The organism is Rhodoferax sp. GW822-FHT04A08, assembly GCF_058801025.1.
Window position 1 is genome coordinate 1 of sequence record NZ_JBXAMW010000007.1, and the last position, 12,530, is coordinate 12,530.

The 12,530-nt window shown below is 57.1% G+C and carries 11 protein-coding genes and 1 pseudogene; 9 read left to right on the forward strand and 3 right to left on the reverse strand.

All coding sequences use genetic code 11. The features are described from left to right. From AC1RMF_RS14555 to AC1RMF_RS14595, 9 genes and pseudogenes are all read left to right on the forward strand, one after another. Positions 1-585: diguanylate cyclase (locus AC1RMF_RS14555; protein WP_493142344.1), on the forward strand; the 585-nt coding region annotated here is incomplete at its 5' end. Positions 586-714: 129 nt separating this feature from the next. Continuing rightward, entirely contained in the window at positions 715-1,134 is a 420-nt protein-coding gene (locus tag AC1RMF_RS14560) for a hypothetical protein (RefSeq protein ID WP_493142346.1), read from the forward strand. A gap of 8 nt (positions 1,135-1,142) precedes the next feature. After that, entirely contained in the window at positions 1,143-1,352 is a 210-nt protein-coding gene (locus tag AC1RMF_RS14565) for a hypothetical protein (protein WP_493142347.1), read from the forward strand. A 454-nt stretch (positions 1,353-1,806) separates the two neighbouring features. Then, positions 1,807-2,325 carry a hypothetical protein gene (locus AC1RMF_RS14570; RefSeq protein WP_493142349.1) on the forward strand — a complete coding sequence of 173 codons (519 nt, stop codon included), beginning with the start codon at positions 1,807-1,809 and terminating at the stop codon, positions 2,323-2,325. Between the two features lie 73 nt (positions 2,326-2,398). Then, the gene (locus AC1RMF_RS14575) at positions 2,399-3,274 is read left to right on the forward strand and encodes a glycosyltransferase family 32 protein (protein ID WP_493142351.1); all 876 of its coding nucleotides are present in this window, start codon (positions 2,399-2,401) and stop codon (positions 3,272-3,274) included. Positions 3,275-3,339: 65 nt separating this feature from the next. Further along, positions 3,340-3,987 (forward strand): annotated as a pseudogene (locus AC1RMF_RS14580) (glycosyltransferase family 25 protein); the annotation flags it as partial. 66 nt (positions 3,988-4,053) lie between these two features. Further along, on the forward strand, positions 4,054-5,502 hold the full coding sequence (locus tag AC1RMF_RS14585; protein WP_493142585.1) for a family 16 glycosylhydrolase: 1,449 nt from the start codon (positions 4,054-4,056) through the stop codon (positions 5,500-5,502). Continuing rightward, positions 5,499-7,121 carry a carbamoyltransferase C-terminal domain-containing protein gene (locus tag AC1RMF_RS14590; RefSeq protein WP_493142353.1) on the forward strand — a complete coding sequence of 541 codons (1,623 nt, stop codon included), beginning with the start codon at positions 5,499-5,501 and terminating at the stop codon, positions 7,119-7,121. The genes AC1RMF_RS14585 and AC1RMF_RS14590 overlap by 4 nt, the downstream gene beginning before the upstream one ends. 59 nt (positions 7,122-7,180) lie before the next feature. Continuing rightward, on the forward strand, positions 7,181-8,572 hold the full coding sequence (locus tag AC1RMF_RS14595; RefSeq protein ID WP_493142355.1) for a hypothetical protein: 1,392 nt from the start codon (positions 7,181-7,183) through the stop codon (positions 8,570-8,572). Positions 8,573-8,962: 390 nt separating this feature from the next. Here the strand turns inward: AC1RMF_RS14595 and AC1RMF_RS14600 are convergent, their stop codons facing one another. From AC1RMF_RS14600 to AC1RMF_RS14610, 3 genes are all read right to left on the reverse strand, one after another. After that, positions 8,963-10,147, reverse strand: coding sequence for a Gfo/Idh/MocA family protein (locus AC1RMF_RS14600; RefSeq protein ID WP_493142357.1), 1,185 nt, complete (start codon positions 10,145-10,147; stop codon positions 8,963-8,965). Positions 10,148-10,158: 11 nt separating this feature from the next. Continuing rightward, positions 10,159-11,214 carry a sugar phosphate isomerase/epimerase family protein gene (locus AC1RMF_RS14605; protein ID WP_493142359.1) on the reverse strand — a complete coding sequence of 352 codons (1,056 nt, stop codon included), beginning with the start codon at positions 11,212-11,214 and terminating at the stop codon, positions 10,159-10,161. Positions 11,215-11,313: 99 nt separating this feature from the next. Beyond that, positions 11,314-12,501, reverse strand: a complete 1,188-nt coding sequence (locus tag AC1RMF_RS14610) for an MFS transporter (RefSeq protein ID WP_493142361.1) — start codon at positions 12,499-12,501, stop codon at positions 11,314-11,316. Positions 12,502-12,530: the final 29 nt, after the last annotated feature.

Genomic DNA, 12,530 nt, shown 5'->3' on the forward strand with positions numbered 1-12,530 from the left:
ACTTGGCGACTGCAGCAAATGAGCGCCTATATGCGTAACCAGAAGAATCAAATTGCGGCGGCGTTTGACAAGATACAACAAATTGCTACTCGCGACGAACTAACTGGGACTGCCAATCGTCGCTTCATGCTGGAAAAAATGCATGATGAAGTGCAGCGCACACAACGTTCTTCCTCGCCACTACTTTTAGCCATACTAGACATCGACTATTTCAAGCGAATCAATGACGAATACGGACATCAGGTAGGAGATCAAGCCCTACAGATGTTTACTACTGTGGTGCAGAATAATATTCGTACCAATGACACGCTGGCGCGCTGGGGAGGTGAGGAATTTATAGTCCTGCTCCCAGAAACCGAGGTATCGGTTGGCAAAGTTTGCCTCGAAAGAGTTCGTGCGAAAGTGGCGGAAATTGAGATTCCCGTGAGTGACAGTCACCTGAAAATGACTGTATCTATCGGGTTAACCCAATATTGCAACGGAGAGGCCATTGAGAAGACGTTGATACGCGCTGACACTGCGTTGTATGACGCCAAAACTCTAGGACGCAATCGGATCGTATTGGCTAACCCTTGTAATGGTTGATAGTTCCTTCAATTCGCACATGATCCACGTCCGTCTTCCACCGTGGGTACGGTGTAGAGACCAACGGATCGGCAGGGCGGCTAAAGTGGTTGGACCCGCTGTGGCTTATGGAATCAAAGGGAAAACAACATGCTGTTAACTGATATCGCCGTCGAGCACACGCGGGTGTCCAAACAGAATGGCGTTCGTCAGACGTTTTTGCTGCATCCGTTTACCGATACGCAGCGGGATACGCTGGGCAAATTCGAGATCGTTCGTGACATCAGTGAGCCAGGGCTCAAAGAAGTCAAACGCTCCACCTTCGTGACGTTTCAGCAACTGGCGGAGTTATATGCAAAAGGTGTACTAGAAGAATTCGGGTTTTCCGTTCGCATGTGTCCGGGGCCGGGCCAGGGCACGTACCCCACTGCGAATCCCACAAAGAAGATACTGCCAACCAGCATCAGGCCAGGCTCATCGTTTGACCTGGCTGTGCAAAAGGTGGATGTTTCAAAGCCTGCCACGCGCGAATTGAGAACCGCCTTGCTTCGCACCAACGTCAAGCTCTAAGGGTGCCCGTGAATTCATCTGATGCCCATGCCGAAATCATCGCCACGTTCAAGCGGGCGGAGGCAGATGCTGCCCACAAGTTCGGATTGATCAAAGCGGCTGCGCAAAAAGGGCCCAAGGCCATCCAAGCTGCCATGGATGCCGCTGCAAAGGCGGCAAAACGTAGGGATTCGTATGCAAAGAAGTTGGATGCTCTGGGAGTGCACCTCAAAGATTAAAGTGTGGCCCTGCCTATTGCAGAAACCTGTCTTTGGCGATTGACTCCAACTGCCTCTCAAGCGATAGCGGTAACCGACCCATTGCGGTCCTACCAATGCGCCAAATGGCCACCTGATAGCCGACATTCATCGTCTCACGCACCCACATCGCAGGTTACTGCTTCCGGCAAGGTGTCAGCTCGGTTGGATGGGCGACGGAAGGCATACCGGAACGCCTGGCCAAAGCTATCAAATCGAGCTTAAAGTTTCAAAGTACCAACGGTCATAGATGGCGCCGCGGATCACTGAACGCCAAATAGCTGGTCCAGTACCTCTTCTGCTTTCCCAGAATTCTGACTTTCTTCAAACCTGAGGACTTCAGCGAGTAGGCGTTTGCCAGTCACAGTAACTATTTCCCGTCTATCATCGTCGCGTTAGGTTACAAACCAACAAGCAGGCCTGGGAGGGGCTGCATATGACGATCCCCAGCGAAATTCAGAAGTGGGCCGAGAAGTTTCCGGCCTGGCAACAACGCATAGTCGCCGTGATCTATCAACGCTCGACTCTGACGGCCGACGAACTTGAGAACATCCTTGCTCTTCTTCAGTGGTCCAAGGGAATACCCGACTCCATCGGCCGCGAGGCCCGCAAGCTGACCAAAGAGCAGGTCACAGCGCCGCAAGTCGGCCATCCCGTAATTCTGTTGAAAGCAAAAATGAATCTACAGTACGTTGACGCGCTTGCACCGGGTAGGACGCTTCCCCTTGCTACTGCTGGGTTAACCAACATCTATGGCGACAACTGCGTTGGAAATTTTGGGTATACACGCGTACTTAAGAAGGCCTCTCTACGATGCGGCCTTATTGAGAAAAAGAAGAATCTCACCCAGCAAGTCTTTCGCCAGATGTTCTTGGACATTCCGACTGAGCAATTGAACCATGCCATTGCGCAGTTCGAGCCGAATCGCCTCTCAGACGCTGACAAGGTCTGGTGACTCGACCAGGCTGCAATGGCACATGGGGGCTCCCGATAATGATCAGCACCAAATTTAAGGGGAGGAAGAAGAAATGAACAAAGCGAGAGATTTGAACCAAGCAGTTGAATCCGATCCACTGGGACCAGTCGAACGTGCGCGTTCTAACTTCGTGCGCGATATGGTGCAGCGCCGCGACGGCTCGACACACGACTCTACGACCTGGTCAATTCCGGCTCCAAAGCGCATCGTGCAGTTTTGGGATGATCTGCAGCGTTTACCAGAAGACGTCAAGGCCTGCATGGAATCGTGGAGACGACTCAAGGGATTCGGATTTGAACTAGAGGTCTTCGACGAAAGCTCTGCGAGAGAATTTATCCGAAGTCGCTTAGGAGATCGTTATGAGAAGGCCTTTGACAAGTGTTACCACCCATCAATGATGTCGGACTACTTCCGATATTCGTACGTTTACGTAGAAGGGGGCTTTTACATTGATGCCGACGATGTCTACAACGGCATTCCAATCGATCAAATGTTTGAGGACGGACGGCTCAAGCTGCAGCCGTTTTGCTACGACGTTGCAACTTCCCAGATGGTGCCGCCGTCGCTATTTACGGAACCAGGAGCCAACCAACCGGGGTGGATCTTTTACTTCAATACAACACCTCTAATCGCGTCGCGCCATCATCCCATTGTAGAAAGAGCGTTGTTGAACGCTACCTTATCCCTCGAAGCTGGCCTACCTACAGGATTGCCCGAAGTACAGGCTACAACGGGCCCTGGGAATCTTACGCGCTCAGTGTTCGAAGTACTCAACGAAGGATGTTCGCCTGATGCAATGACGGTTGCCCACGATTGGGAACTGACATCGACCAGTCAGTGGCCACTGAGCTACCGCAACGACTCGCGAAACTGGCGGTTGTCCAATCAGCAGGCGTACCGTGCACCTGCACACTTGGACGCACGATGAATTTAACTCGACCTCCCCTAGCTATTTTCCGTTTGGCCCTACGCCTAGCGCATGGCCTTCGGAAGATGCTTCCGGTCCAAACGTCGCAAGTATTCGGCGTTCGACGAACGACGACTAGTCAGTCGATTGGAAAGATCTACGTAATCAACCTAGATCGCGAGCCATCTCGTTGGTTCAACGTCAAGCAGGAACTCAGACGTGTACGGGATTGGACCGGCAATGATCTTCTTAGCATCACGGAAAGGTACGCCGCTGTGGATGCGCGTGATTTTTCGAAGGACCCGCCCATAGACGTTGACGTTGACCCCCACTATACGTTGGCAGATCAACTTTTTGTGGAGCCTCAACCTCGAACACTTCCGACGCGGTACGAACTTGATGCACCAATCCGAATGAGCCGGGCTGAGATTGCGGTCGCCAAATCGCACATTGACGTTTGGAGGCGAGTTGCTCAGGGTGCGCAAGAAAATGTCCTTATCCTTGAGGACGACGTTTGGTTCCATCCTGGTCTTTCTAGAAATCTAGATAGAGCTTGGAAGGATATTGCAATCGAAAGTGGCGCCCACGAAAACTTTGACGTACTCTATGTGTCGTACGTGGAGGCGATGCATGGTGCTCCCAAAACGTTCGTATCTAGTCACGTGTTCCGACCTGCGCGCGGGTTGTGGCACCTGTCCGGGTACATACTCTCTCGACAAGGCGCGAATAAGCTACTTCGTCTACTGCCATGTCGCGGGCCGATTGATCTTTGGATCAACCATCAGTTCAGCAAGCTAAACGTGTGGGCGACTAAGCGGTCTTTTATTTTGCAGAGAACAGATGCACCATCTGCAAACTCGTACTCGATTCTTCCCGCCCTTACGACTATCGGTGCGATCAACAGCGAGAGTGCAGCCCTGTTCCACATCCGCCCAACTCATTTTCCTGTTTTCGCTTTCGGACCGGGAAATTCGGGCCAATCCTCTCTTGCAATGGCGTTGTCGATGCTTGGGTACCGCTGCTGCAGTGATCTGAACACGCTGCCATTGCGGGAGCTGAAGCGTCTTCGCGAAGGCAGTGTCGACAGGGTCTTCAATGCGTACGTCAACGTTGGGTGCCTCGAATCGATGGTCGAGGACCTGCGACACCGTTATCCTCAGGCCAAGTTCATCGTTACAGCCCCTCAAGGTGCTGCCCCTACCAAAAACGCCTGGAGCCCGCCGTTTGGCCTAGCAGGAGCGGATGTCGCAGTCCTTGATATGGGGAACGTCGATTCTTGGCGGATTCTTTGTGAACACCTTAGGTGCCCACCGCCTTCATGCGCGTTCCCAAGGTTGAGCGACCTGGGGCAACGGCATATCCTCGAATCAGACCCGCAGCCTTCTGGCATCGCTCGCAAGCGTGCGGCACCTGAGCGGGATCGCTCCCCGTGGGTCGTGGAGTCTGATCATCGCGGTTGGATGGGTGTGCATATCGTGCCCACGAACCATGAGGGCGAAGGACCGTTTGTCGACTTTGAAGATCGCTTGGAGCGCCTCGACCCCTTGCGCTGGCATTCAAGGACCGACACCTTCGCGGGCAATCTTGCGTTGTTCCGTCCGCTTAACGTCGAGTTCGAGAGTGTCGAAGGCGCAACACTTTACGTTCGACGAGAACAACTTGACGTTCGCCAATACAGCGCAGGTGCCCTAAGCAGTCATTCCCAGTATCTTTTCGGGAGGTTCGAGGCAGTCTTCCAAGCTTCTAACGTGCCGGGGGTAATCACCGGGTTTTTTCTCCACCGCAACTCACCACATCAGGAGATTGACTTCGAAATTGCTGGCAACATGCCGTCCCGCCTCCTTGTCAACGTTTTCTACAATCCGGGCAATAACGGCGCCAAGTTCGACTACGGTTACAGAGGAGCCCCAAGTCACATTGAGTTGGGGTTCGACGCTTCGAAGGGCTTGCATCGATATGCCATCGAATGGACTCCGTGCGAAATCCGATGGTGGGTAGATGACCGGCTTGTTCATCGGCGTGTGCTTTGGGACCCAACCCCGATACCACACTTGCCGATGAAGTTGCATGTCAATACTTGGCCCTCCCGATCCAACCAGCTTGCCGGACGAGTTATCGCCCGTCGACTCCCTGCCAAGGTCCACCTGCAGTCGATTCGTGTGAGCGCGCACGCCCCATCACTGATGGAGAACCACGTTGGAGTTCTTTCTACCCCGGTCAGGTCAGCCACTAACGAAGTTACTGCATGAAGATACTTTCTTATAACCCAGGACACGACGGTGCATTTGCGTATGTGGAGGACGGCCGTTTGGTGTTTTCCATTGAGGCCGAGAAGGGGTCGCAATACCGACATTCGTCGCTAACTGTGCCCGATGCGTTCGACGTACTTGCCGAACTTCAGACCGTTCCCGACGTGCTGTGCAGAGGGGGGTGGTGGCCCACCGATCTTCCGCTTGGGCAACATGCAGTGGCTGACTACCTTGGCAGCCATCACGATCAGGCTGTTGTCAGCAAGAAGCGTCTGTTGGGAAAGACCGTCGACTTCTTCTCATCGTCACACGAACGCTCACACCTCCTGTGCGCGTTCGGGATGTCAAACCTGCCAATGGGAACTCCATGCTACGCGCTGCTCTGGGAGGGTGTCATAGGAGCGTTTTACGAGATCGATGCGAAGCTGAACGTAACAAAGATTGGCGACGTGATGCAGGAGCCTGGCCACCGCTACGCCATGCTCTACGCATTGGCAGACCCGACTTTCGAAAAAAGTGCCGCCGATTACTCCCGGCTTTCAGATGCCGGAAAGTTGATGGCGCTCGCTTCGTTTTCGACGAGAACCCAACCCTCAGACGAGGAAGAGAAGATTACTTCGTTCTTAATGCAGGATTGCCAGCATCTTAAGCCCAGCCAGTTGGAAGCCTTGAAAGAGTTCAGGCACTTCAACGTGGGACCGGACGATCCGGAATTCCGAAACTTTGCTGGCATCTTTAGCGACCACCTTTTCGACCACTTTCATCGGTTCGCTACGAAGAATTTGAAACGAGGCATGCCGCTGCTGATAGCGGGAGGATGTGGTCTTAATTGCGACTGGAACTCAAAATGGAAAGAGTCAGGATATTTTTCTGACGTCTTCGTGCCGCCCGTCGCGAACGATTCAGGGTCAGCGATTGGTACGGCCATCGACGCACAGTTCCATTTTACAGGTAATCCCAAGGTCACGTGGGACGTCTACTCCGGGCTGCAATTTCTGAGCAACGAAGTTGTGGATGCTGCTTACTTCGACGAGTGGGAACCGAGCATGGCAACCGTTGCCAACATGTTGGCCAGTGACTTGATCTTGGGGTGGGCGAGCGGCCGGTATGAAATTGGACCGCGCGCGCTTGGTAATCGCTCCATCTTGGCCGAACCCTTTAAAGCCAGCACCAGAGAAAGGTTGAACGTCATCAAGCAACGAGAGCAGTTTCGTCCGATCGCTCCCGTCTGCTTGGAGGAGGATGCGGGAAAGTGGTTTGGATGTCATCTCCCAAGCCCGTTTATGCTTTACACGTATCGGGCCACAACGGATGCTCTGGCAGCGGTGACCCATGTGAATCGAACGGCTCGCATTCAGACGGTCTCGGCTCTGACCAACCGCCCGTTGTTTAAGTTGCTGACTGCATTCAAGGCACTAACGGGCTATGGGGTCTTGTGCAATACATCTCTTAATTTTAAGAGCAAGGGCTTCATAAACTCAACGTCTGATCTTTCGGCGTACACGTTGCAGCACCAACTCGACGGGTTTGTAGTCGATGGTCGAATCTACATGCGGAAATCGTCAATGGGGTACCAGAAGTACCTTCGTGGCGGCAACCGCCCCCTGGAAAATTACTGACCAGTACCTGCCCGTATTTGGATCGTGCTGGCAATTGATCCAGTAAGAAAGTGACATGAATGAATAGCAAAAACGAGGCCGACGTGGATTTATCGCCTGATGAGCATTACCTGCTTACTCAGGTACTTGAGCAAATGGAGCAACTTGGCAGTGCTGTTCCTGCACTTAAGTTTCGGGCCACCCATCGCGAACAACTCAAGCTGCTTGATGACCTTGAAGCCGAACGATGGCTCAAGCGTGACAAAGACTGCTACACAGTCCTGTCGATCATCTTGCCTCTCATCAACTCCGAGCCTGCACGACGCCTGATGGCCGGCATTGAGCTTGTTTACGCTGTGCTGAGGGAGAAATACTTGGCCTCTCAGCAAGATCCAGTCAAGGTGGTGAACATAGCCACAATCACCGGACTGCATGGGGAGGAGGTATTGACGATCCTGAGGCTTATGACGGATTGCACTGTCTGGTGCGCTGGCTGGTCTTTCGATATCGGCATCGAAAATGCGTATGTGATGCCTGCAGAGAAGGTAATCGAGTTCGAGTCCTATGCCAGCATGGCGAAGGAGGTCAGGAGCTGGTGGATATGGCCGGTGCGGGAAAGCACCTTCGCGGAGGCCGCTGAAGTCCAAATAGTCGAGCACGAAACGGGGCCAACTGGCGTATCCACTTCAATCATCCGCGCTTGGGGCCCGGCGCGGGTGTGTTTGGAAGAGTTGCAGTTCGATAAGATCAAGCAAGTAGCGGGGCTTGCTGGCCTCGACCTGCGCGTGGTTGCGCACTTAGTACAGCAAAAACCAGTCAATGCTACGAAGGGGCAACTCTTGGCATCCCTCGACGCGCAGCTGCGCGACATGAACGAGCAAGAGACAACACGTTTCCTCACGATCCTCATTGAGGAAATCCTTCGCCACAGCCCTACTGCCGGAGAGAATTTGGAGGGATACCTGAACCGGCTCGGATGGTCCTTCGTTGAAGGTGCTTTGATTCCCATCGCGTTATTTGATGTAGCAGTGCTCAATGACACACCAGACGACGCCCATTCAGGCTTACTGAGAGCAGCGCAACGTCTTCGTGACGGAGACCTCAACGGTGCCATCACGTCGGCGGCCGGTGCGGTTGACGCGGCAACATCGCAGGTCTACCTAGAGGAGAATCTGGGTGACCCGATGAGTGCCTCGTTCCAGGAGCGGTGCAAGAAGGCGTTGACGGCACGCGGGGTCCTTCCCGAACTCGAGCGGCAGCTAAGTGAGCTGGGATGGCCCGCAAACGAATGCGTGCCCTTCAAGAGGAACCTGGAACAAGCGTTCGGTCGGGGGGCCTACATCCTCCAAACCCTTCGATCCCAGATGGGTGATGTGCATGGCAGCAAGCCAATCGTTCGCTCCCTCGTATTCGATGCCATACGGTGGGCTGAATTGCTTGTCGGGGCGCTAGTTGTGAAGTCTGGTGACTGAGCCGAGGGAGCGCAGGACGGTATAGAGCATGCCTGGATAGGGCCGACATACCTCGATTCCTTTGACCTAAGCATGCTGTATAGACCAAGCGAAATCGACCAAAAAACAATGTCAACGAGGAAAGCATGCATCCTCAGCATTGAACTACCCGCCGGACGCCGAGTCGCTGCAAAGCGGCCGCTGTAAAACTTCCGCCTTCAGCCTGTCACCGGCACTCGCTCTTGTTGAAGCGGTAAGCTTTTTAAACGAAATTTGGCTCCGCCGAAGCAGTCATTCGCCAGTGACCGCAGATGGCCCACCTCAGACGTCTATACCAATTGAGAGGCAAGAGATTCGAATTCAGTTTGATTGCGAGTTAGATAGCTCCCCAATCCACATCGAACTCGCAGTCTACCTACCCCCCACCTCCACCCACTTCCCATCCCCCCGACTCGACTCCACCACCGCCGCAATGAACTGCATGCCGCGCAGTCCGTCTTCCACTGTGGGCACGCTGCAGGCCAGTGGGTCGGCGGGGCGGCCTTGCCAGCGGGCGTGGAGTTGTTCGGCCACGTCGCGGTAGAGCTGGGCAAAGCCTTCCAGATAGCCTTCGGGGTGGCCGGCCGGTATGCGGCTGGCGTGGGCTGCGGCGGGGCCGGCAGCGGCACCGGCGCGCGTGAGCAGACGCGGTGCTTCACCCAGCGGGGTGAACCAGAGCTGGTTGGGGTTCTCCTGGTGGAACTCCAGGCCGGCCTTGCTGCCGTAGATGCGCACCTTCAGGTTGTTCTCGTTGCCCGGCGCCACCTGGCTGGACCACAGCATGCCGCGTGCGCCGTTGGCATAGCGCAGCATCACATGGGCGTTGTCATCCAGCAGCCGCCCCGGCACAAAGGTGCTGAGGTCCGCGCACACGGCGCTGAGCTGCAACCCACTGATGTAGCGCGCCAGGTGTTCCGCATGGCTACCGATGTCGCCCAGCGAGCCACCGGCACCGGCCTGTTGCGGGTCCACGCGCCAGGCGGCTTGCTTCTGGCCGGTGGCTTCCAGGTCGGTGCTGAGCCAGTCCTGCGGATACTCGGCCTGCACCACGCGGATATCGCCCAGCGCGCCTGCTTCCACCATGGCGCGGGCCTGGCGCACCATGGGGTAGCCGCTGTAGTTGTGCGTCAGTGCAAACAGGCAGCCGCTGGCGCGCACCTTGGCCACCAGCGCTTCGGCATCGGCCAACGTGGAGGTGAGCGGCTTGTCGCAGATCACATGGATGCCGGCGTCCAGAAAGGCGCTGGCGATCGGCGCGTGCAGATGGTTGGGCGTGACGATGGCCACCACGTCGATGCCATCCTCGCGCTGGCTCTCGGCGCGCGCCATGGCCTGGTAGTCGGTATAGGCGCGCTCGGGCGCGATGTGCAGCTCGGCTGCGCTGCTCAGTGCGCGGTGCGGGTCGGACGACAGCGCACCGGCCACCAATGTGTAGCCATCGTCCAGGCGCGCAGCCATGCGGTGCACGCCGCCTATGAACGCGCCCTGCCCGCCGCCCACCATGCCCAGCCGTATGCGTCGCGGTGCGCCCGCGGCCTTGCCTGCTTCAATCGCCATGCGCTTCTCCTTCAGGCAATGCCCAGCATCTTCTTGTTGGCCGCGGTGTCCACGTTGCCACCGGCAAAGTCATCAAAGGCGCGTTCGGCCACGCGGATGATGTGGTCGCGGATAAAGGCGGCGCCTTCGCGTGCACCATCCTCTGGGTGCTTGATGCAGCACTCCCACTCCAGCACGGCCCAGCCGGGGTAGTCGTATTGCGCCAGTTTGGAGAAGATGCCGGCAAAGTCCACCTGCCCGTCGCCCAGCGAGCGGAAGCGCCCGGCGCGCTGCAGCCAGGGTTGGTAGCCGCCGTAAACGCCCTGCTTGCCGGTCGGGTTGAACTCGGCGTCCTTGACGTGGAAGATCTTGATGCGGTCGTGGTAGTAGTCGATGTAGTCCAGGTAGTTGAGCTGTTGCAGCACAAAGTGGCTGGGGTCGTACAGCAGGCAGGCGCGCTTGTGGCCTTGCACCCGCTCCAGAAACATCTCGTAGCTCACGCCATCGTGCAGGTCCTCGCCGGGGTGCACCTCGTAGCAGACGTCCACACCCGCATGGTCAAACGCATCCAGTATCGGGCGCCAGCGCTTGGCCAGTTCGTCAAACGCCGACTCGATCAGCCCGGCCGGGCGCGGCGGCCACGAGTACAGATACGGCCAGGCCAGCGCGCCTGAAAAGGTCACATGCGCTACCAACCCCAGGTTGGCCGAGGCCTGCGCGGCCAGCATCATCTGCTCCACCGCCCACTGCTGGCGCAAGGCTGGGTTGCCGCGCACCTCGGGTGCGGCAAAACCGTCAAAGCCGGTGTCATACGCCGGATGCACTGCTACCAGCTGCCCCTGCAAGTGGGTGGAAAGCTCGGTGATCTCCAGCCCGTGTTCTGCCAGCGTACCTTTGACTTCTTCGCAGTAGGTCTTGCTCTCTGCGGCCTTTTTCAGGTCAAACAGGCGCGCATCCCAGCTGGGTATCTGCACGCCCTTGTAACCCAGGCCGGAGGCCCAGCGCGCGATGGCGGGGAGGGAATTGAACGGAGCCGTGTCACCGGCAAACTGGGCCAGAAAAATGGCCGGTCCCTTGATGGTCTTCATAGGTCCCCTTCGTTCTTGTTGAAGGACGAAGAATAGACCCAGGCCGCAGTGCCTGACAAGGTGAAAAAAGCTATGGGTGCATATGCCTTTAGAGATGGCTCAACCGCGCAACACCTTCCACCACCACAGGCCCGTCAGCGCCGCCAGTGCGCTGCTGATGGCAAAGATGGCGCCATAGCCCAAGGCCGCCAGCAGCCAGCTCGCCGCTGCGTAGCTCACGGCTGCGGTCAGCGCGCGTGCGCCGGACTCGGTGGCGTAGCGGATCTGGAAGAAGCTGTCGCCAAACGCCTGCTTGAGCCAGATCAGCGAAGCCGGATAGAAAAAGCCGAAGGTAAACGCATGCACCGATTGCAGGGGCACTGCGCACCACAGCGCGGAGCACATCGGCGTGGCCAACCAGCGCAGCGCCGATATGCCGCAGCAAAACAGCATCATGGCCGGGGCGCTGTAACGCGCCAGCAGGGCGCCGCCCTTCCACATGGCCAGAAACTCGGCCGCCACCGGCAGCGCGCAGAGCAGGCCGGTCTGCAATGGGCTGTGCCCGGTGGCCAGCCAATAAGCGCCAAACCAGGTGGTGGCAACGGCTTCGGCCAAGCGCATGACTGACACCGCGGCAGAGCCTATGACGCGGCGGCGCAAGGTGGCCGTGCCATAGCCGTTGGGGTCGGGTTCGCGTGCCGGAGCGGTTGGTGCCGCCGCAGCGGGAGCTGGATGTGGCACCTCCAGCGTGTGGTCCGGCGCGCTATCGCGGCTGGCACGCGCCAAGGCCACGCAGCAGAAAAAATACACCGCGCTGCACAACCCCAGGGCAATGGAAAACGAGCGCCCCACCCCGCCTACCGAGAACGCCGCACCGCCCAATGACGCTGCCGCCAGAAAGCCAAACGAACCCCATTTGCGCGCCCGCCCGAAGGCATGTCCCTGGCCCGCATGCGCCAGGTCTTCCAGCATCTTGGTTTCGCACAGTGTGTAGCTGGCAGAGCCAAAGAAGAATGCCGCCGGCACGCACCACGCCAGCCACTGTGGCGCCACAGCGGCGGTGCACAGGCTGATGCTCACGCCCGCACCCATAAGCACAATGGTTCGGGCAAAGCCCAGCCAGTTCCACAACGCCTTGACGAATGGCGTGGCCACAAAATAGACCAGCGTGATGACGGCCAGCGCCAGCGCCAGCGGCGCGGCCTTGGGGTCCGCCGCCATGAGCGCGCCCGGTCCAAAGGCCGTCCACAGGCCCAGGATGGTGAAATAGGAAGCGAACGCTGCGCTCCACTGGCGGTAATGCTTCATCGGCGGGAAGTGAATGGGTTGGTACCCAT